Below are 20,323 nucleotides of genomic sequence, written 5' to 3'. Positions count from 1 at the left end.
CCGGCATTTTGAAGAATTGAAGAGGTACACATCATGGCTTACTCGGACAAGGTAGTTGACCATTACGAAAATCCCCGCAACGTGGGCTCGTTCGACAAGGGCGACGACTCGGTGGGCACCGGCATGGTGGGCGCACCGGCCTGCGGCGACGTGATGAAGCTGCAGATCAAGGTGAATCCCCAGACGGGCGTAATCGAAGATGCGCGTTTCAAGACGTATGGCTGCGGCTCCGCCATCGCGTCGTCGTCCCTGGTGACCGAATGGGTCAAGGGCAAGACGCTGGACGAAGCCGCCGCGCTCAAGAACAGCGAGATCGCCGAGGAGCTGGCGCTGCCGCCGGTGAAGATCCACTGTTCCATCCTGGCAGAAGACGCCATCAAGGCGGCCGTGCTCGACTACAAGACCAAGCACGCCGCCACCGTGGCCTGAGCGATGAAGAGTGCCATGGCCATTACGCTGACAGAAGCTGCTGCCCGGCACGTCACCCGCTACCTTGCCCGGCGTGGCAAGGGCGTGGGCGTGCGCCTGGGCGTCAAGACGACGGGCTGCTCCGGGCTTGCCTACAAGCTGGAGTACGTGGACTCGAGCGAACCGGAAGATCTGGTGTTCGAGAACCATGGGGTCAAGGTCCTCATCGACCCCAAGAGCCTGGCATACATCGACGGCACCGAGCTGGACTACGTGCGCGAGGGCCTGAACGAGGGCTTCAAGTTCAACAACCCCAACGAGCGGGACCGCTGCGGCTGTGGAGAGAGCTTCCGCGTCTGAGCGCACGGGCTTACCCGGTCCGTGGAGTGACACACTACCCAACCGCCACCGCGTATGTGCTGGCGGTTTTTTCATGTTTTTTCCTTGAAAGAGCAGGCCCGTCACCGGGCCTGGGCTGCATGAACCTGCAATCCGACGATTTCGAACTGTTTGGCCTGCCCCGTCGCATGGAGCAAGACCGTGGTGCCATTGATGCGCGCTGGAAGGAACTGCAGCGCGAAGCCCATCCGGACAAGTTTGCGGCGCAGGGCCCGGCAGCGCAGCGGGTGGCCATGCAGTGGTCCGTGCGCATCAACGAGGCGTACCAGCGTTTGAAGGACCCCATGCGCCGGGCGGCCTACCTGTGCGAGCTGCACGGTGCGCCCATTCGCGCCGAGGACAACACGGCCATGCCCGCGGCGTTTCTGATGCAGCAGATGGAGTGGCGCGAAGCCCTGGAAGAAGCCCGCGCCGAAAGTGCCCTGGATGCGCTGGATGACGCCGTGCAAGACGCGCACCGTGCCGCCCTGGCCGAATGCGCACGGTGCATCGACGGCCAGCAGGACTACGCGGGGGCCGCCCGCCAGGTCAGAGCCCTCATGTTCATTGCGCGATTTGGCGACGACATCGAGCGCCGCCGGGAGCAACTGGGACAATAGCCAGGTTTTGCTTTTTTCGGGCTCCGCATTGCCGTGGCGGCCCGTCACGTTGAGATCCGACTTTCATGGCGCTTTTGCAGATTTCCGAACCCGGTCAGTCCCCTGACCCTCACCAGCGGCGCATTGCCGTGGGCATTGACCTGGGCACCACCCATTCCCTGGTGGCCGCCGTGCGCAACGGCGTGGCCGAATGCCTGCCGGATGCGCAGGGCAGGGTGCTGCTGCCTTCGGTGGTGCGCTACCTGGAAAACGGCGGGCGGCAGATCGGCCACGACGCTGTCGCCGCGCAGAGCGCCGACGCGCGCAACACCATTGCCTCCGTCAAGCGCTTCATGGGCCGGGGCCTGGGCGACGTTGCGCAGGCCGGCGCGCTGCCGTACGACTTTGTCTCCGACGCGGCCGGTGGCGGCGCGCAGGGCATGGTCAGCCTCGCAACGGTGGCGGGCAACAAGTCGCCGGTCGAAGTCAGCGCGGAGATTCTGGCCACGCTGCGGTTTCGCGCAGAAGACACCTTCGACGCCGATCTGTACGGCGCCGTCATTACCGTGCCCGCCTACTTTGACGATGCCCAGCGCCAGGCCACCAAGGACGCGGCCCGGCTCGCAGGCATCCACCTGCTGCGCCTGATCAACGAGCCCACTGCCGCCGCGATTGCCTACGGCCTGGACAACGCGAGCGAAGGCGTCTATGCCGTGTACGACCTGGGCGGCGGCACCTTCGATATCTCCATCCTGCGCCTGACCCGCGGCGTGTTCGAGGTCATCGCGACGGGCGGGGATTCCGCCCTGGGCGGTGACGACTACGATGCCGCCCTGGCGGAATGGGTGCTCGGGCAACTGGGCCTGCAAGCCGCCACGCCCGCGGACAAGTCGGCCGTGCGCCTGGCGGCGCGGGCCTGCAAGGAAGCATTGACTGCTGCAGAAACTGTAGCTTTCTGCGCCCATCTGGCGGGCGCTGACGTTCGTTTTGATGTGAAACGATCGGATTTCGAGGCCGCCACGGCCGACCTGACCGCCCGCTCCATGGCGGCCGTGCGCCGTGCCCTGCGCGATGCCCGTCTGGCGCGCGATGAAGTGCAAGGGGTGGTGATGGTCGGCGGCTCCACGCGCATGCCGCAGGTCCAGCGCGCCGTGGAGGAATTCTTTGGCAAGCCCCCGTTGACCAACCTGAACCCGGACGAGGTCGTCGCCCTCGGGGCAGCCATCCAGGCCAACCAGCTGGCGGGCAACAACACGGCCGGCGACCTGCTGTTGCTGGACGTGATTCCGCTGTCGCTGGGCATCGAGACCATGGGCGGGCTGGTGGAGCGCATCGTCTCGCGCAACGAGACCATTCCCACCGCCAAGGCGCAGGATTTCACCACCTACAAGGACGGCCAGACCGCGCTGGCCATCCATGTGGTGCAGGGCGAGCGCGACCTGGTGCAGGACTGCCGCAGCCTGGCGCGTTTCGAGCTGCGCGGCATTCCGCCGATGGCCGCAGGAGCGGCGCGCATTCGCGTCACCTTCACCGTGGATGCGGATGGCCTGCTGAGCGTGAGCGCGCGCGAGCAGGGCAGCGGCGTGGAGGCGCGCATCGACGTGAAGCCGTCGTACGGCCTCTCGGACGACCAGATCGCGCGCATGCTGCAGGACGGCTTTGCCACGGCTGCGCAGGACATGAAGGCCCGCGCCGTGGTCGAGGCGCGCGTGGATGCCGACCGCATGCTGATCGCTACCCAGGGCGCACTGGATGCCGACGGCGACCTGCTGAGCCCCCGCGAGCGGGAGGACATCGACGCGCTGATGGTCGCGCTGCGCCACCTGCACGACAGCGACGACGCGGCCCGCATCGAAGCCGCCACCGAAGCCCTGGCCAAGGGCACGGAGGCGTTCGCGGCGCAGCGCATGAACCGGGGCATCCAGCACGCCCTGGCTGGCAAGAACGTGCAGACTCTCTGAGGGCCTGCAAGGGCCCTCGCCGAACCAGAAACCCCACCCCCATGCCCGTCATCAAGATTCTTCCCCATCCCGAGTACTGCCCCGCGGGCGCCGAGATCACCGCCCCCGCGGGCACCTCGGTCTGCGAAGCGCTGCTGGACAACCACATCAACATCGAGCACGCCTGCGACATGAGCTGCGCCTGCACCACCTGCCACGTGATCGTGCGCCAGGGCCTGGCATCGCTGAATCCCGCCGAGGAGGAAGAAGAGGATCTGCTGGACCGCGCCTGGGGGCTGGAACCCCAGTCGCGCCTGTCGTGCCAGGCCATCCTCGCGCAGCAGGACCTGGTGGTGGAGATTCCCAAGTACACCATCAACCACGCCAAGGAGAACCACTAAATGAGCGCAGCGCCCGGCCGCCCCAAGGCAGCACAGGCCCCCCTGGGGGGCCACGAGGACACGAAGTGCCCAGCGTGGGGGGCTGTATGACCCGCCAGATCGTCCTGGACACGGAAACCACCGGCCTGTCGGCCGAAGGCGGGGACCGCATCATTGAACTGGGCTGCGTGGAGCTGCTCAACCGCAAGCTCACCGGCAACAACCTGCACCTGTACTTCAACCCCGGGCGGGACAGCCACGAGGACGCGCTGAAGGTGCACGGCATCAGCAACGAGTTCCTGCGGGACAAGCCAAAGTTCGCGGAGCTGGTCGACGACATCCTGCAATACCTGCAGGGCGCGGAGATCATCATCCACAACGCAGCGTTCGACGTCGGCTTTCTGAACAAGGAGCTTGAGCTGACCGGGCGGCCCGCCTTTCCGACCTATGTGGAGAGCATCACCGACACCCTGGCCATGGCCAAGGAGATGTACCCGGGCAAGCGGAACTCGCTGGACGCCCTGTGCGACCGCCTGGGCGTGGACAACTCCGGCCGTACCCTGCACGGCGCCTTGCTGGATGCGGAGCTGCTGGCCGATGTCTACATCAACCTCACGCGCGGCCAGGATGCGCTGCTGATCGCCGATGACGCACAGGACAGCGGCGTGGGCCTGAAGGTGGCGGCCGTCGATCTGCGGGCGCTCGCCTTGCCGGTGCTGCGGGCCAGCGAGCAGGAGCTTGCGGCCCACGACGAGGTGCTCGCGCAAATCGACAAGGCCAGTGGAGGCAAAACAATTTGGCGAACTGCTCAGCCAGCGTAAAAAGCTGTGCCATAATAGCTGGCTGTCGCAACGACACGGGTGATTAGCTCAGCGGTAGAGCACTGCCTTCACACGGCAGGGGTCACATGTTCGATCCATGTATCACCCACCACGTTGTCGACACCGTTGCAAAAGTGTTCTGCCCCGCAGAATGCCGGCGCCGGGTGATTAGCTCAGCGGTAGAGCACTGCCTTCACACGGCAGGGGTCACATGTTCGATCCATGTATCACCCACCAATACCAACCCCTGCAGATTCCGGTCTGCAGGGGTTTTTTCTTGGGTTCATGCGGTCTGGCACGCTGGCGGAGCTCGGCGGTGCGGATACAGTCGTGGTGCCTGTTCAAAGACGGTGGGAACGCCGCGCGGCCGTGCCTCCAACGTGCCCCCCCAAAGTTGCCGAGGTGCTGCATGGCTTGTGCCTGCAAGCCGCCGAGAGCGCCTCCCACCAGCCTTGCAGTGCCCATTCCGAGGCCTTCATGATCACCTTCCACAATCCAGCCCACCCGGGGCATGCCCCGGTGTACGAGTTCTTCCGCGGCGAGCGCGTGCCCTGTTTTGAAAAGCCGGCGCGCGCCGATTTTGTCGAAGACGCCTTGCGCCAGCGCGGCCATGCGCTGGTGGCGCCCGATGCGGACAGCACGGCAGCTTTGAACGCGGTGCATGCCCCGCGCTACCTTGCCTTCTTGCAGACGGCCTGGGCGCAGTGGGTGGCCCTGGATGCGGCCAATGCCCAGGTGCAGCCGTTCCCGTCCGTGTGGCCCGTGCGCACCTTGCGCAGCGACGTGGAGCCCGAGAACTTTGTGGCCCGCCTGGGCCTGTACTCCATGGACAACGGGACCCCTATGGCCGCCGGCACCTGGACTGCCGCCAAGACCGGCGCGGACGCGGCCGCCAGCGCGGCCCAGCGCGTGGCCCGGGGCGCCCGGGCAGCGTTCTGCTGCACGCGCCCGCCCGGCCACCATGCCGGGCCGGACTTCATGGGCGGCTACTGCTTCTTGAACAACGCGGCGGTGGCGGCGCAAGGGTTGCGCCAGCAGGGCGCCTGCCGGGTGGCCGTGCTGGACGTTGACTACCACCACGGCAACGGCACGCAAAGCATCTTTTACGACCGTGCGGATGTGCTCTTCGTCAGCATCCACGGCGATCCGCGCACGGAATACCCGTTCTATCTCGGCCACGCGGACGAGACCGGCGCGGGGGAGGGCCTGGGCTTCAACTGCAACCTGCCGTTGCCCGCCGGCACCGGCGCGCAGGGCTGGTTTGCAGCGCTGGAAGCGGCGTGCGCGCGGATTGCGGGCCACGCCGCAGACGCCCTGGTGGTGTCGCTGGGGCTGGACACCTTCGAGGGCGACCCCATCTCCCGGTTCACCCTGGCATCGTCCGACTTCAGCCGCCTGGGCGAGCGCCTTGCGCGGCTGGGGCTGCCCACCGTCTTCGTGCTGGAGGGCGGCTACGCCGCCGCAGAGCTGGGCACGAATGCCGTCAACGTGCTGGACGGGTTCGAGCAGGCCTGAGGCGCCGGCCCCAATGCAACGAACAAGGAAGGAACCCATGGTGGACACGGTGGAAAGAGTCGATTGCGTCGTGGTGGGGGCGGGCGTTGTCGGCTTGGCGGTGGCGCGGGCGTTGGCCTTGCAAGGGCGCGAAGTGATGGTGCTGGAGGCCGCAGACGCCATCGGCACCGGCACGAGCTCGCGCAACAGCGAAGTCATCCATGCCGGGCTGTACTACCCCACCGGCTCCCTCAAGGCGCGCCTGTGCGTGCAGGGCCGCGAAAGGCTTTATGCGTACTGCGAGGAGCGGGGCGTGCCGTACCGGCGCTGCGGCAAACTGGTGGTGGCTACGGCGCAGGACCAGCTGGCGCGCCTGCACGCGATCGAGGCGCATGCGCAGGCCAACGGCGTGCGCGACCTGCGGTGGGTGGACCGCGACGAAGCCCGGGCCATGGAGCCGGCGCTGGAATGCGTGGCCGCCTTGCATTCGCCCAGCACCGGCATCGTGGACAGCCACGCCTTCATGCTGGCGCTGCAGGGCGACCTGGAGCACGCCGGCGGCCTGGTGGCACTCAATTCGCCGCTGGAGCGTGCAGAATATGCGCAAGGTGCTATCAATTTGGTAGCTTCCGGCGGAGTGCAGCTGCGGGCCCGCACGGTGGTGAATGCGGCGGGCCTGCAGGCTCCCGCACTGGCGCGGCGCTTTGCGGGGCTGGCCGCGCAGCACATCCCCGCCGCCTATTTCGCCAAAGGCAGCTACTTTACCTTGTCCGGCAAGGCGCCCTTCAGCCGGCTCATCTACCCCGTACCCGAGGCCGCCGGGTTGGGCGTGCACCTGACCCTGGACCTGGGCGGGCAGGCCAAGTTCGGCCCGGACGTGCAGTGGGTGGATGCTCCGGGTGACCTGCTGGTCGACCCGTCCCGAGGCGAGGCGTTCTACGCCGAGGTGCGCAAGTACTGGCCCGGGCTGCGCGACGGTGCCCTGGCGCCCGGCTATGCCGGCATGCGCCCGAAGATCAGCGGGCCGGGCGAGCCCGCGGCGGATTTCGTGATCCAGGGCCCGGGCGTTCATGGCGTGGCCGGGTTGGTGAACCTGTTCGGCATCGAATCGCCGGGCCTCACCAGCGCACTGGCCATTGCCGAGCATGTAGCCGCGATGGTGTGACGTTCCGGCATTCCGGGCCCGCATCGGCCCCTTGGCATGATGTACGTCATCTGTTGCCTTCGGTAACCTCTTGCGTCCCCGTCCTACGGGGCGATTGCGACCCCGGGGCTAAGATCAGGTTGTATTCTGTCTGGCGGGGCCGGCAGAAGGAAAAAGGCCGGGTTTTTTGTTTCGCTAAGAAAGGTTTTGTATGACTGCTTCCGATACCACCACCGAACTGGAAAAACTGGTTTCCGACCTGCGCGGACTGCTGGCCAACAAGGATCTGGATGCGGTTCCCGAGATCAAGCTGCTGCGCCAGCGCCTGGACGATGGCATGAGCAACGTCCGCGATTCTGCCGTGCGCGCTGCGCAGGACGCAGCCCGCCAGGCCAAGGAAGCAGCGCTGGCTGCCGACCGCTACGCCCATGACGAGCCCTGGCGCGTGGCCGGTGCGGCCCTGGCCGTGGGCGCCCTGGTGGGGTTCCTGCTTGCCCGCCGCTAAAGCGGCCCTGCGGGCTCCGCGTCACCCGTTGCCTGGAGGCCTGGGATGAACTGGCTGTCTCTTCTGGGCCTGGACGCTTTGGTAGCGCGCTGGCGCGCCCATGTGATCGAAGGCGCCATCGCGGCCGAAGACCGCATGGAACTGGCCCGGCTGGAATGGCAGGATCAAAAGGCGCGCCTGCAGCGCCTGCTCGTCCTCACCATTGCGGTGGGCGGGCTCACGGTTGTGGCGCTCCTCATGCTGTCGGCCGCCATCCTGGTGCAGTTCTGGGACACGCCCCAGCGCACCGCGGTGGCCTGGGGGGTGGCAGCTGTCTGGCTGCTGGGCTGGGTTGTGGCGCTGGGATCCCTGGTGTCAGTGGCCCAAAAGGCCCGCCATGGCTTTGCGCTGACCCGCCGGGAGCTGGCCCAGGATTGGCACGAGATCAAGGAGCGGCTCTGATGACTTCTCCCCAACTTTCTGACCCTTCCGCTTCGCCAGGCCCTGTGCCCGTGCCCACGGCCGCCCAGCAAAAAGTGCTGGACCGCATCGCGTTGCAACGCGAACGTCTGCGGGCCCGCCGGGCCGCCCGTGCCCAGGCGATGGCGCTGGCGCAGCGCGACGCAGGCACTGTCGGTGCGGACGAGTCGCTGGCGCTGCGGGCCGCAGGCTTTGCGCGCCAGCATCCGCTGGCGGTGGCCGCCATGGCGGGTGTGGCGCTGGTGGCCGGGCCGCGCCGGCTGGTGCGCTGGGCGGGCGTGGTGCTGCCGCTGGTGATGCGGCTGCGGCGCTGAGCACCGCCGCGCACTGCCTTGCAGGTCACGACAAGAGCCACTGCCGGGTGCGGCGGCTTTTTGTTTGGGTGCGGCCGCCCCGCCTGGGCGGCGCCGGCGCCAACTACCGGCCTGCTGCCTTGATCGCGCGGGCCGCCTGGGCCACCAGCGCGGGCCCTTCGTAGATCAGGCCGGTGTAGATCTGCACCACGTCGGCCCCAGCCCGGATCTTGCTGACGGCGTCCTCGGCGCTCAGGATGCCGCCCACGCCGATGATGGGGTAGCGGCTTCCGAGCGCCGCGCGCAGCTGGCGGATGACCTGGTTGCTGGCTTCCAGCACCGGGGCGCCGCTCAGGCCCCCCGTTTCCTCCGCATGGCGCAACCCTTGGACCGCCGCGCGGCTGATGGTGGTGTTGGTGGCGATCACGCCATCCATGCCATGGCGCTGCAGCGTGGCGGCGATCACGGCCACCTGGGCTTCGTCGAGGTCGGGCGCGATCTTCACGAACACGGGCACGCGACGGCCGTGCTGGCTGGCCAGCGCCTCCCGGCGGCTGGCGATGGCTTCGAGGAGCCCGTCCAGCGCGGCATCGCTTTGCAGGGCCCGCAGGTTCTGCGTGTTGGGCGAGCTGATGTTGACCGTGACATAGTCTGCATGGGGGTACACACCCTCCAGGCAGGTGAGGTAGTCGCGCGTGGCGTCCTCGATGGGGGTCGTGGCGTTCTTGCCAATGTTCAGGCCCAGCAGCAGCGGGTGCTTGCGGGGCTGGCTGCGAAAGCGCGCTTTCTGCACGTTGGACAGAAAGGCGTCCAGCCCCTCGTTGTTGAAGCCCAGGCGATTGATGAGCGCGCGGGCCTCGGGCAGGCGGAACATGCGGGGCTTGGGGTTGCCCGGCTGCGCCTTGGGCGTCACCGTGCCCACTTCGACAAAGCCGAAACCCATGGCGCCCAGGGCATCGATGCAGCGTGCATTCTTGTCCAGGCCCGCGGCCAGGCCGACCCGGTTGGGGAAGGTCAGGCCCGCGAGTTCCACGGGGTCGTCCACCGTTTCATTGCACCAGGCCCATTGCAGCGGCGTGCGCTGGCCGCGGGCGAGCATGTCCATGGTGAGTTCGTGGGCTGCTTCGGCGTCCATGCCAAAGAGAAAGGGGCGGGTCAATGCGTAGGGAATGAGGGACATGGGGAGATAATTCGCGGATTACCCCTGATTTTCCCTCATGACCACTTCTGCTCCCCTGACCCAAGACGAACTCAAGACCCTGGTAGGCCAGGCCGCGCTGCAATACGTGGTGCCCGGCGAGATCGTGGGCGTCGGCACCGGCTCCACCGTCAACAAGTTCATTGACGCGCTGGCCACCATCAAGGACCAGATCAAGGGCGCCGTTTCCAGCTCCGTCGCCAGCACCGAGCGCCTTAAGGCGCTGGGCATCACGGTGTACGACGCCAACGCGGTGGAATCGCTGGCCGTCTACATCGACGGTGCGGACGAGATCGACGGCAAGGGCTACATGGTCAAGGGCGGGGGCGCGGCACTGACCCGCGAGAAGATCGTCGCGGCCCTGGCGGGCCGTTTCGTGTGCATTGCCGACGAATCCAAGCTGGTGCCGGTGCTCGGGCAGTTCCCGCTGCCGGTCGAGGTCATCCCCATGGCGGCCGCGCACATCGCGCGCCGGTTTGCGGCCGAGGGCGGGCAGGCCCAGCTGCGTCTGCGCGATGGGCAGCCACTGGTGACGGACAACGGCCAGCACATCCTGGATGTCAAAGGGCTGGCCATTGCCGACCCGCTGGCGTTTGAGTCGCGCGTCAACCAGTGGCCGGGTGTGGTCACCGTGGGGGTGTTTGCCCACCAGAAGGCTTCGGTGTGCCTGCTGGGCACCGCGCAGGGCGTGAAAACCATCACCTACTGAGCGAGCGCGGGCGCTCTGGCCCCGGCGTGGTCGGGTGTGCCAGGGGGCACAAAGGAAAAGGGGCCTCAGCGGCCCCTTTTTGCTGCAGCGCTTGCAGGCGCCGTTTTTTTAGAACCGGATGCCTGCCGGATTGCTGGGTGTGGGGCCGTCGGTCACCGGGGGCGGCGTCCGGACACTGGGGGCTGCGGGCGCAGGGGCCGTGGCGGCTGCTGGCTCCGCAGCTTTCACGGCGACCAGTGGCGTGGCCGCGGGTTGCCGGTGGTTGCGGGGCAGTTGCGACTGCTGGGGATACCCCGCGGCGTCCAGGTACTGGCTCCATTCCTGTTCGGAGAAGCCCGACAGTTGCTGGCCCCCAATGGTGCCGAAGGGCAGCCCCGTGCTGCCGCTCAGGCGCTGCAGCGCTGCAATGTCTTCGTTGCTGGACACGGTGCGCTCGGTGAAGGGGACGCCCCGTGCGCTGAGCAGGTTGCGGGCGGCGGTACAGGGCTGGCAATTGTCACCGGTGTAGAGCGTGACGGGAAAGCGGCTGGCAACCTGGCGCAGTTCGTAAGGCAAGGCCCCGTTGGCTCCCGCGGCGGCAGCGGCCGGAGCCACCGGCTCCACCGCGCGCGGCTTTGCGCCCGCATCGGCCGGCGGACGGTCGGAAAAAGTCACCTTGCCGTCCGGGCCGACGATCCGGTAGATGCCTTGGGCTTGCACGCCAGCGCAGGCGCAGGTCAGCAGCAGGGCCGCCAGAAGGGGCAGGGGCGTGGTCTTCGTGTGCATGGCGGTCTTTCTCCTTGTTCCTTCGGCAGCTTGTTCAGGCCGCAGCGGTGGCCGGTGCGCCGGCCATGCCCTGGTGGCGCAGCAGCGCGTCCAGGCTGGGTTCGCGTCCGCGGAAGGCCTTGAACGATTCCATGGCAGGCCGGCTGCCGCCCACTTCCAGGATGGCTTGCCGGTAGCGGCGGCCGGTTTCGATGCTGGGCTGTCCGTCGCTGGCGGCGGTTTCTTCAAACGCTGCGTAGGCGTCGGCGCTGAGCACTTCCGCCCACTTGTAGCTGTAGTAGCCGGCAGCATAGCCGCCCGCAAAGATGTGACTGAAGGTGTGGGGCGTGCGGCTGAACGCCGGGGGCTGCAGCACGGCCACTTCGCGGCGCACCGCGTCCAGCAGCGGCATGATGTCCTGCGCCGGGTCGTGCTCGGTGTGCAGCAGCATGTCGAACAGCGAAAACTCGATTTGCCGCAGCGTTTGCATGCCGCTCTGGAAGTTCTTGGCCGCGATCATCTTGTCGAACAGGGCGCGGGGCAATGGCTCGCCGGTGTCGACGTGGGCCGTCATGTGCTTGAGGACGTCCCATTCCCAGCAGAAGTTCTCCATGAACTGGCTGGGCAGCTCCACGGCATCCCATTCCACGCCGCCGATGCCCGACACGTCGCGTTCGCTCACCTGCGTGAGCAGATGGTGCAGCCCATGGCCGAACTCGTGGAAAAGGGTGATGACGTCGTCGTGGGTGAGCAGTGGCGGCTTGCCGTCCACGCCGCTGGCAAAGTTGCACACGAGGTGCGCCACGGGCGTTTGCAGCACGCCGGTATCGGGGCGCAGCCAGCGCGTGCGCACATCGTCCATCCAGGCGCCGCCGCGCTTGCCGGTGCGCGCGGGCTGGTCCAGGTAGAACTGGCCCACCAGCTGCGTGCCGCCGTCGGGCCGCGTGCGCTCGATGCGGTAGAACTCGACCGCCGGGTTCCAGACCGCGGCGGTGTCGCGGCGGATGGCCACCTCGAACAGGGTTTCGATGATCTTGAACAGGCCCGCCAGCACCTTGGGGGCAGTGAAGTAGGCCTTGACCTCCTGCTCGCTGAAGGCGTAGCGCGCTTCCTTGAGCTTTTCCGAGATGTAGGGCCAGTCCCAGGCCTGCGGGTTCGCCAGACCCAGGTGCTGCGCGGCGAAGGCGCGCAGATCGGCCACGTCCTTCTCGGCGTAGGGCCGCGCACGGTGGGCCAGGTCGCGCAGAAAGCCGGTCACCTGTGCCGGAGACTGGGCCATCTTGGGCACGACGGAGACTTCGCCAAAGTTGGCATAGCCCAGCAGCTGGGCCTCCTCGCGCCGCAGTGCGAGGATCTCGCGGATCAGGGCCGTGTTGTCAAACTTGCGTGCGTCGCCTTCGGCTTGGTCGGAGGCGCGGGTGACGTAGGCGCGGTAGAGCTTCTCGCGCAGGTCGCTGCGGGCGGCGAACTGCATGACGGGCAGGTAGCACGGCATCTTCAGCGTGAGCTTGTAGCCCTCCCGCCCGTCGGCCTGCGCTGCCTCGCGTGCCGCCTGCTGCACGTCCTGCGGAACACCTTCGAGCTCCTCGGCCGTGGCGTAGTAGGCGTAGGCGTCCGTGGCGTCCAGCGCGTTCTCGCTGAACTTCTGGCTCAGTTCGGCCTGGCGCTCCTGGATTTGCGCGAAGCGCTCCTTGGCGGCGCCGGTGAGCTCGGCGCCGCTGAGCACGAAGTTGCGCACGGCATTCTGGCGGGCCTGGCGCTGCTCGGCCGTCAGCGTGAGGGGATCGATGGCCTTGTATTTGGCGTACAGGCGCTCGTCGGCCCCCAGCCGGGTCCAGAACTCCGTCACCTTGGGCAGCACGGCGTTGTAGGCCGCGCGCAATTCGGGCGTGTCGGCCACGCTGTTGAGGTGGCTGACGCTGCCCCAGGCAACGCCCAGCTGTTCGGTGGCGACATCCAGCACCTTGGCGATGGCGTTCCACTCGGCCGGGAAGTCCGGCGCCGTCACGGTCTCCAGCGCTGTGTTGGCGCGCTCCAGCAGCACGTCGATGGCCGGGGCCACGTGCTCCGGCGCGATGCGGTCGAAATGGGGAAGGTCCGAGAAGTCGAGGAGGGGATTGCTCATGCGAGGTCAGATGGCGCCGGGCGGCAGAGGTTCAAGTTGCGAGGCGGCCGCCCCGTCAGCGGGCGGCCGAGCGGTCGGCGCCAGGACGCCGCCAGCGCGGGCGCCCCGGGCCTGTCAGCGTCCGGCGCAGCGCTCGGCTGCTTCAATGGTGTTGACCAGCAGCATGGTAATGGTCATGGGGCCGACCCCGCCAGGCACGGGGGTGATCCACCCGGCGACTTCCTTGACGCCTTCGAAGTCCACGTCGCCGCAAAGCTTGCCGTCGGCCTTGCGGTTGATGCCCACGTCGATCACGATGGCGCCCGGCTTGACCATGTCCGCCGTCAAGGTATTCGGACGGCCGACTGCGGCCACCACGACGTCGGCCTGGCGCGTGTGGTAGCCCAGGTCTGGCGTGCCGCTGTGCGTGATGGTGACGGTGGCGTTGGCCTGCAGCAGGAGCAGGGCCATGGGCTTGCCCACGGTGTTGCTGCGGCCGATGACGACCGCATGCTTGCCCTTGAGGGACTGGCCGGTGGACTCGATTAGCTTCATGCTGCCATAGGGGGTGCAGGGCCGGAAGCCCTCCAGCCCCGCCATCAGCTCGCCGGCCGACAGCACCGAATAGCCGTCCACGTCCTTGGAGGTGGCGATGGCTTCGATCACCTTGTGCGGGTCGATGTGCTTGGGCAGCGGCATCTGCACCAGGATGCCGTGCACGGTCGGGTCCGCATTGAGCGCGGCAATGCGCTCGAGCAGCGCGGCTTCGGTCAGGTCGGCGTCGTACTTCTCAAAGATCGAGCGCACGCCGCTGTCCTCGCAGGCCTTGACCTTGTTGCGCACATACACCGCCGAGGCGGGGTCTTCACCGACCAGAATCACGGCCAGGCCGGGCTGGTGTCCGCGCGCCGTGAGGGCGGCGGCGCGTTGCGCCACATTGGCACGCAGTTGGCGGGAGAGGGCGTTGCCGTCAATGAGTTGGGCTGTCATTTCAACAAGAGGTACGGTTCAAATTCGGCTCTGGCGCCCGTGGATAGGGCGCAAGCAGCTATAAAAACAGGAGTATCAGGCCTTGGGGGCGTTCTGGCCCAGGGCAATCTTGAGCAGGTCGGCCACGGTGTTGGCGTTGAGCTTTTCCATGATATTGGCGCGGTGCGCCTCCACCGTCTTGATGCTGATGCCCAGGTCGTCGGCGATCTGCTTGTTCAGGCGGCCCGCCACGATGCGTTCCAGCACCTGGGCCTCGCGGCTGGTGAGCTTGGAGAGCAGGGCGTCCCGGCTGGCGGCCTGCTGGTATCCGGCGAAGGCCTCGCGCGCGTGGTCCAGCATGCGCTCGACCAGACCCACCAGCTCTTCTTCGTTGAAGGGCTTCTGGATGAAGTCCAGCGCGCCCTTCTTCATGGTGTTCACGGCCATGGGCACGTCGCCGTGGCCGGTGATGAACACGATGGGCAGGGGCGACTTGCGCTCGATCAGGCGGTCTTGCAACTCCAGGCCGGTCATGCCGCCCATGCGGATGTCCACGATCAGGCAGGCGACTTCGCGGGGGTCGTAGCGCGAGAGGAAGGTCTCGGCCGAATCAAAGCAGCGTACGCGGTAGTCCTTGCCCTCCAGCAGCCACTGCAGGGAGTCGCGAACTGCCTCGTCGTCATCCACGACGTAGACGGTGCCTTTTTTCGGAATCAAGCTCATGCAACTGTCCTCGGGTTGTGTTCGTTTGCTATCGAATTCGTAGTGGCTTCGGCAGGCTTGGCAAGCGGCAGCCAGAAGGAGAACCTGCAACCAACGACCTCCGGTCCATTGTAGATGTTCTCCGCCTGCATCCGGCCCTGGTGCGACTCCACGATGCTTCGGCACAGGTTGAGCCCCATCCCCATGCCTTCGCTCTTGGTGGAGAAGAAGGCTTCGAACAGCCGCTCCAGCACCTCGGGAGCCAGGCCCTTGCCGGTGTCCTGCACCGAAAACTCCACCACCTGGTGCTCTTCGATCTGCTTGGGCACCACGCGCAGCTCCACGCTGCGCCGGGACGCGGGGCGCCCGGCATGCTGGATGGATTCGGCGCCGTTCTTCATCAGGTTGACCAGCACCTGCTCGATGAGGATGGTGTCGGCCATCACCGGCGGCAGCCGGGCGGCCACGTAGTGGGTGAGGCGGACGTTGTGGCGGCGCAGCTCGATGTCCGCCAGCTCCACGGCCTCGTTGACCATGGAGTGCACGTCGGCCAGGGTGCGGTTGGGCTCGCTCTTCTTCACGAACGCGCGGATGCGCTGAATGATCTGCCCGGCCCGCTGGGCCTGGTGGGCGGTCTTTTGCAGGGCGGCCAGCAGGGCCTCTTCGGTCAGCTGCCCGCTCTGGATGCGCGAGACCATGCCGCTGCAATAGTTGTTGATGGCGGTGAGGGGCTGGTTCAGCTCGTGGGCCACGCTCGACGCCATTTCCCCCATGGTGATGAGGCGGCTGACCGACTGGGCGCGCTCGGCCTGCCGTTCGGCCTGCTCTTCGGCCAGGCGGCGGGGCGTGATGTCCGTGGCAATCACCATCTGGGCCAGCCGGCCGTCCACCCAGTTGAGGTAGCGCGAGCGCACCTCCAGCCATTTGCCCAGGTCGGGCAGGTAGATTTCCGCGTTTTCGGTGCGGGCGCTGGTCAGCGGGTCGGTGGGCAGGCCCATCAGGCCGTCCTCATCGTCCATGCCCGAGTGGTCCGTGCCCGCCACGGGTACCACGCCGGCCTGCGCCACCAGTTGCAGGTGCCCGGTGGTCTGGGATCCGAACCACTGGCGGTAGAGCTTGTTTGCGAACAGCAGCTCCTCGCTGCCCAGCGGGGCCACCGACACCGATGCGTCCAGCGACTCCAGGACGATGGTGAACCGCTCGTGCGAGGCCGAAAGCTGCTCGCGGATGCGGTTGGGCTCGGTGATGTCGGTCATCGAGGTCATCCAGCCCGTCTGCTGCCCGTAGGCATCGATGAGCGGGGACACGTACAGGCGGGCATCGAACAGGGTGCCGCTCTTGCGCCGCACCCGCACCTGGAAGCCGCCATGGATGGTCTTGCCCGACAGTTCGTCGCGCAGCTTCGCGTGCAGGGCCTCGTGGTCGGACTCGGGCCAGTAGGGGAAGGGCGCCTTCAGGCCCACCAGCTCGGCCTCGCTCCAGCCCGTCATCTGGCAGAAGGCGGCGTTCACATAGGTGATGCGGCCTTCCAGGTCCAGGGCGCGCATGCCGGTGAGGATGGAGTTCTCCATGGCCCGGCGGAAGTTGGTTTCCGCCACCAGGGCCTGCTGCGCCTGCATGCGGCGGCGCGTGTGGCGCCAGGTGGCGATCAGCATCCATGCCGTCATTGCGCTCAGGGCCCCCACCAGCCAGAACAGCCCGCTGCCGACCACGCCCAGCGAGGTGCGGTAGGCCTGGGCGCGCAGCACCAGGCCATTGCCCACGGGCGAGACGGGTACTTCGTACGCATTGGCCTTCGGGGTCCAGGGCAGCAGCTGCGTGGCCTTGTGGCGGGGCGCAAGCGGGGTGCCGGCCAGCACCTGGTTCTTGCCATCCAGCAGCGTGACGGCGTACCGCGCCAGCACTTCGGTGGGCGTGCCGTAGCGCAGCAGGCTGTCCAGCGAGTACTCGCCCAGTACCACGCCGCTGAACTTGCCTTGGTTGTTCAGGGGCACCTGCAGTTGCAGCAGGGGCGCGGTGTTGCCGGAGGTGGCTGCCGGCTGCGCGTACACGGGTTGCTGCAGGTCCCGGGCCAGGCCGAAGGTGTCTGCCGTGTCGCCGGGCTTGAGCACCTCGCCCGCGATGCGCAGCTCGCTGCTGGCCAGCGTGGGCGCCCCGTGGCTGGCCCGGATGCGCCGGCGCTCGTCAATCCAGGAAATCGCCTGCAGCTCGGGGTACTGGCTGATCAGCGCCTCGGCGCGGCTCACAAACTCGGCGCGCTCCAGCTCCTGGTTGGACAGGTCGCGGGCAATGCGCATGAGCTGTTCCTGGCGCTCCAGCAGCCGCAGCCGCACACGCTGCTGCGCGTATTCCACGTCGCGCCGCAGGGCTTCTTGCTCGCGGTCGGCCTCCTCGGCCCGCAAATACCAGAACGCGGCCACGATAGCCGTGAGGAACATCAGCACCGCCGCCAGGGGCGCCAAGGCGGCAAACCGGTCCTGCCGGGTGGGTGACAGCCCGCGCCACCACTTGCGCCACCAGCGGGCCGGAGCGGCCACGACCGAGGCTGCGGGGGAGGGGGCGGGGAGCTGCGAATCCATGGGCACAAGTGTAGGGGAGCGCCGCGGCGCTGTGACCCCGGCTGGCCTCCTTTAGGCAATGAATAATTTTGTAATATGAAATCAAAGGGCATAATTTGAAATTTTGAAAAGTTGTGCGAAACTAGGGGCAACGTACTAAATTGCTGCCACATCTATAGGAGACAAAGCATGTCAGCTCAGCGCGACCCCCAGGCCGGACTTGGCATCGGCACCGATGCAGACCAGCAGGAAACCCGCGAATGGATGGACGCCCTGTCCGCCGTCATTGAAAAAGAAGGCCCGGAGCGCGCCCACTCGTTGCTGGAGCAGTTGCTTGAACACGCGCGGCAGAGCAGCATCGACATGCCGTTCTCGGCCAACACCGGCTACGTGAACACCATCGAGCCCGAGCAGGAAGCCCACTGCCCCGGCAACATCGCCATCGAAAAGCGCCTGCGCGCCTACATGCGCTGGAACGCCATGGCCATGGTGGTGCGCGCCAACCGCTTGAATCCGGCGGACGGCGGCGACCTGGGCGGCCACATCGGCTCCTTTGCCTCGGTGGCCAGCATGTTTGGCGCCGGCTTCAACCACTTCTGGCACGCCGAGAGCGAAGGCCACGGCGGCGACCTGCTGTACATCCAGGGCCACAGCGCCCCCGGCATCTACGCGCGGGCCTTCCTGGAAGGGCGCCTGACGGAAGAGCAGCTCGACAGCTTCCGCCAGGAAGTGGACGGCAAGGGCCTGTCCAGCTACCCCCACCCCAAGCTGATGCCCGAGTTCTGGCAGTTCCCCACGGTGTCGATGGGTCTGGGCCCGCTGATGGCCATCTACCAGGCGCGCTTCCTCAAGTACCTGCATGCCCGCGGCATTGCCAACACCGAAAACCGCAAGGTCTGGGTGTTCTGCGGCGACGGCGAGATGGACGAGCCCGAATCGCTGGGCGCCATCGGCCTGGCCGCGCGCGAAAACCTCGACAACCTGGTGTTCGTCGTCAACTGCAACCTGCAGCGCCTGGACGGCCCGGTGCGCGGCAACGGCAAGATCGTGCAGGAGCTCGAAAGCGAGTTCCGCGGCTCTGGCTGGAACGTGATCAAGCTGCTGTGGGGCAATGGCTGGGACGAGCTGCTGCGCCGCGACAAGAGCGGCAAGCTAAAAGCATTGATGATGGAGACGCTGGACGGCGACTACCAGGCCATGAAGGCCAACGACGGCGCCTTTGTGCGCAAGAACTTCTTTGGCAAGTACCCCGAGACGCTCAAGCTCGTCGAGCACATGACCGACGAAGAGGTGTTCGAACTGCGCCGCGGCGGCCACGAGCCCGCCAAGGTGTATGCCGCCTTCCACGCCGCCAACGAGCACAAGGGCCAGCCCACGGTGCTGCTGGTCAAGACCGTCAAGGGCTATGGCATGGGCAAGGCCGGTGAGGGCAAGAACACCGTGCACCAGACCAAGAAGCTGTCGGACGAGGACATCAAGTACATCCGCGACCGCTTCAACATTCCCATCCCCGACAGCCAGCTGGCCGAGATCCCGTACTACAAGCCGGCCGACGACACGCCGGAAATGAAGTACCTGCACGAGCGCCGCCAAGCCCTGGGCGGCTACCTGCCGCACCGCCGCGTGAAGGCCGACGAACACTTCACCGTGCCGTCGCTCGAGACCTTCAAGTCCGTGCTGGAGCCCACCGCCGAAGGCCGCGAGATCTCCACCACCCAGGCCTATGTGCGCTTCCTCACCCAGCTGCTGCGCGACCAGGCCCTGGGCCCGCGCGTGGTGCCCATCCTGGTGGACGAGGCCCGCACCTTCGGCATGGAAGGCCTGTTCCGCCAGATCGGCATCTACAACCCCAAGGGCCAGCTGTACACCCCGGTCGACCGCGACCAGGTGATGTACTACAAGGAAGACAAAGCCGGCCAGATCCTGCAAGAGGGCATCAACGAAGCCGGCGGCATGGCCAGCTGGATCGCCGCGGCCACCTCCTACAGCACGAACAACCGGATCATGATCCCGTTCTACGTGTACTACTCGATGTTCGGCTTCCAGCGCATCGGCGACCTGGCCTGGGCGGCGGGCGACATGCAGGCGCGCGGCTTCCTGCTGGGCGGCACCTCGGGCCGTACCACGCTCAATGGCGAAGGCCTGCAGCACGAAGACGGCCACAGCCACATCCTGGCCAACACCATTCCCAACTGCGTGAGCTACGACCCCACCTTCGCGCACGAAGTGGCGGTGATCATGCACCACGGCCTCAAGCGCATGGTGGAGCGCCAGGAAAACGTCTACTACTACCTGACGCTGCTGAACGAGAACTACGCCATGCCCGGCCTCATCGCCGGCACGGAAGAGCAGATCATCAAGGGCATGTACCTGTGCAAGCCCGGCGCCGACGGCGACAAGCGCGTGCAGCTGCTGGGCTCGGGCACCATCCTGCGCGAGTCGCTGGAAGCGCAGACCCTGCTGGCCGCCGACTGGGGCGTGCAGGCGGACGTGTGGAGCTGCCCCAGCTTCAACGAGCTCACCCGCGAAGGCCAGGACGCCGACCGCTGGAACCTGCTGCACCCGCTGGAAACGCCGCGCGTGCCGTTCGTCACGCAGCAGCTGTCCACGCGCAGCGGCCCCGTGGTGGCATCCACCGACTACATGAAGGCCTATGCCGAGCAGATCCGCCCCTTCATCCCCAAGGGCCGCACCTACCGCGTGCTGGGCACCGACGGCTTTGGCCGCTCGGACTTCCGCAGCAAGCTGCGCGAGCACTTCGAGGTGAACCGCCACTACATCGTCGTGGCCGCTCTCAAGTCGCTGGCCGAAGACGGCGTGCTGCCCATGGCCAAGGTCGCCGAGGCCATTGCCAAGTACGGCATCAACGCCGACAAGACCAACCCGCTGTACGCATAAAACCCACCGGAGACAACCGA

19 protein-coding genes and 2 tRNA genes are annotated in these 20,323 nt (G+C 67.0%); 15 read left to right on the top strand and 6 right to left on the bottom strand.

The genetic code is table 11. From position 1 onward, the window contains the following. The first annotated feature begins 33 nt into the window (after positions 1-33). The 13 genes from iscU to ACOYR3_RS13365 all read left to right on the top strand — a co-directional run bounded on the left by iscU (position 34) and on the right by ACOYR3_RS13365 (position 8,442). On the top strand, positions 34-429 hold the full coding sequence (gene iscU / locus ACOYR3_RS13425) for a Fe-S cluster assembly scaffold IscU (protein WP_291487644.1): 396 nt from the start codon (positions 34-36) through the stop codon (positions 427-429). Between the two features lie 15 nt (positions 430-444). Further along, complete coding sequence (gene iscA / locus ACOYR3_RS13420; protein ID WP_422842870.1) at positions 445-768, top strand: iron-sulfur cluster assembly protein IscA; 324 nt, start codon at positions 445-447, stop codon at positions 766-768. Positions 769-887: 119 nt separating this feature from the next. After that, a complete protein-coding gene (hscB, locus tag ACOYR3_RS13415) occupies positions 888-1,406 on the top strand; it encodes a Fe-S protein assembly co-chaperone HscB (RefSeq protein WP_422842869.1) in 519 nt (172 codons plus the stop codon). A 65-nt stretch (positions 1,407-1,471) separates the two neighbouring features. Then, positions 1,472-3,346, top strand: a complete 1,875-nt coding sequence (hscA, locus tag ACOYR3_RS13410; protein ID WP_422842868.1) for a Fe-S protein assembly chaperone HscA — start codon at positions 1,472-1,474, stop codon at positions 3,344-3,346. Positions 3,347-3,387: 41 nt separating this feature from the next. After that, positions 3,388-3,726, top strand: coding sequence for an ISC system 2Fe-2S type ferredoxin (gene fdx, locus ACOYR3_RS13405; protein WP_422842867.1), 339 nt, complete (start codon positions 3,388-3,390; stop codon positions 3,724-3,726). Positions 3,727-3,812: 86 nt separating this feature from the next. Then, a complete protein-coding gene (gene dnaQ / locus ACOYR3_RS13400; protein WP_422842866.1) occupies positions 3,813-4,526 on the top strand; it encodes a DNA polymerase III subunit epsilon in 714 nt (237 codons plus the stop codon). 37 nt (positions 4,527-4,563) lie between these two features. Beyond that, positions 4,564-4,638: transfer RNA gene (locus ACOYR3_RS13395), tRNA-Val, on the top strand. Positions 4,639-4,688: 50 nt separating this feature from the next. Continuing rightward, positions 4,689-4,763 (top strand) — tRNA-Val (locus tag ACOYR3_RS13390). A 240-nt stretch (positions 4,764-5,003) separates the two neighbouring features. Continuing rightward, complete coding sequence (locus ACOYR3_RS13385; RefSeq protein WP_422842865.1) at positions 5,004-6,041, top strand: histone deacetylase family protein; 1,038 nt, start codon at positions 5,004-5,006, stop codon at positions 6,039-6,041. A gap of 37 nt (positions 6,042-6,078) precedes the next feature. Beyond that, positions 6,079-7,185 carry an NAD(P)/FAD-dependent oxidoreductase gene (locus ACOYR3_RS13380; RefSeq protein ID WP_422842864.1) on the top strand — a complete coding sequence of 369 codons (1,107 nt, stop codon included), beginning with the start codon at positions 6,079-6,081 and terminating at the stop codon, positions 7,183-7,185. A gap of 190 nt (positions 7,186-7,375) precedes the next feature. Next, positions 7,376-7,669 (top strand): DUF883 family protein, encoded by a 294-nt coding sequence (locus ACOYR3_RS13375; protein WP_422842863.1) that lies wholly within the window; start codon positions 7,376-7,378, stop codon positions 7,667-7,669. Between the two features lie 45 nt (positions 7,670-7,714). After that, positions 7,715-8,110, top strand: a complete 396-nt coding sequence (locus ACOYR3_RS13370) for a phage holin family protein (RefSeq protein WP_422842862.1) — start codon at positions 7,715-7,717, stop codon at positions 8,108-8,110. After that, the gene (locus ACOYR3_RS13365) at positions 8,110-8,442 is read left to right on the top strand and encodes a hypothetical protein (protein WP_422842861.1); all 333 of its coding nucleotides are present in this window, start codon (positions 8,110-8,112) and stop codon (positions 8,440-8,442) included. Before ACOYR3_RS13370 ends, ACOYR3_RS13365 begins: the two co-directional genes overlap by 1 nt. Positions 8,443-8,545: 103 nt before the next feature. Here ACOYR3_RS13365 and ACOYR3_RS13360 read toward each other — a convergent pair whose 3' ends face one another. Continuing rightward, a complete protein-coding gene (locus ACOYR3_RS13360; protein WP_422842860.1) occupies positions 8,546-9,601 on the bottom strand; it encodes a quinone-dependent dihydroorotate dehydrogenase in 1,056 nt (351 codons plus the stop codon). Positions 9,602-9,638: 37 nt separating this feature from the next. On the opposite strand from ACOYR3_RS13360, the gene rpiA reads away from it, so the two are divergent. Next, complete coding sequence (gene rpiA / locus ACOYR3_RS13355) at positions 9,639-10,328, top strand: ribose-5-phosphate isomerase RpiA (protein WP_422842859.1); 690 nt, start codon at positions 9,639-9,641, stop codon at positions 10,326-10,328. A gap of 108 nt (positions 10,329-10,436) precedes the next feature. Here the strand turns inward: rpiA and ACOYR3_RS13350 are convergent, their stop codons facing one another. From ACOYR3_RS13350 to ACOYR3_RS13330, 5 genes are all read right to left on the bottom strand, one after another. Then, the gene (locus ACOYR3_RS13350; RefSeq protein WP_422842858.1) at positions 10,437-11,093 is read right to left on the bottom strand and encodes a glutaredoxin family protein; all 657 of its coding nucleotides are present in this window, start codon (positions 11,091-11,093) and stop codon (positions 10,437-10,439) included. Between the two features lie 34 nt (positions 11,094-11,127). After that, positions 11,128-13,197 (bottom strand): M3 family metallopeptidase, encoded by a 2,070-nt coding sequence (locus ACOYR3_RS13345; RefSeq protein ID WP_422842857.1) that lies wholly within the window; start codon positions 13,195-13,197, stop codon positions 11,128-11,130. A gap of 114 nt (positions 13,198-13,311) precedes the next feature. Next, the gene (folD, locus tag ACOYR3_RS13340; protein ID WP_422842856.1) at positions 13,312-14,166 is read right to left on the bottom strand and encodes a bifunctional methylenetetrahydrofolate dehydrogenase/methenyltetrahydrofolate cyclohydrolase FolD; all 855 of its coding nucleotides are present in this window, start codon (positions 14,164-14,166) and stop codon (positions 13,312-13,314) included. A gap of 75 nt (positions 14,167-14,241) precedes the next feature. Beyond that, positions 14,242-14,868 carry a response regulator transcription factor gene (locus ACOYR3_RS13335; protein ID WP_422842855.1) on the bottom strand — a complete coding sequence of 209 codons (627 nt, stop codon included), beginning with the start codon at positions 14,866-14,868 and terminating at the stop codon, positions 14,242-14,244. Next, complete coding sequence (locus ACOYR3_RS13330; protein WP_422842854.1) at positions 14,865-17,426, bottom strand: PAS domain S-box protein; 2,562 nt, start codon at positions 17,424-17,426, stop codon at positions 14,865-14,867. Before ACOYR3_RS13330 ends, ACOYR3_RS13335 begins: the two co-directional genes overlap by 4 nt. 168 nt (positions 17,427-17,594) lie before the next feature. Here ACOYR3_RS13330 and aceE point away from each other — a divergent pair, with 168 nt between their 5' ends. Continuing rightward, on the top strand, positions 17,595-20,303 hold the full coding sequence (aceE, locus tag ACOYR3_RS13325) for a pyruvate dehydrogenase (acetyl-transferring), homodimeric type (protein ID WP_422842853.1): 2,709 nt from the start codon (positions 17,595-17,597) through the stop codon (positions 20,301-20,303). Positions 20,304-20,323: the final 20 nt, after the last annotated feature.

The sequence above is a fragment of the Acidovorax sp. M2(2025) genome, assembly GCF_049330835.1.
In the GTDB taxonomy this organism is placed as follows: Bacteria; Pseudomonadota; Gammaproteobacteria; order Burkholderiales; family Burkholderiaceae_C; genus Acidovorax.
The sequence above is the reverse complement of the archived record's forward strand: the minus strand, read 5'-3'. Positions and strand labels throughout refer to the sequence as shown.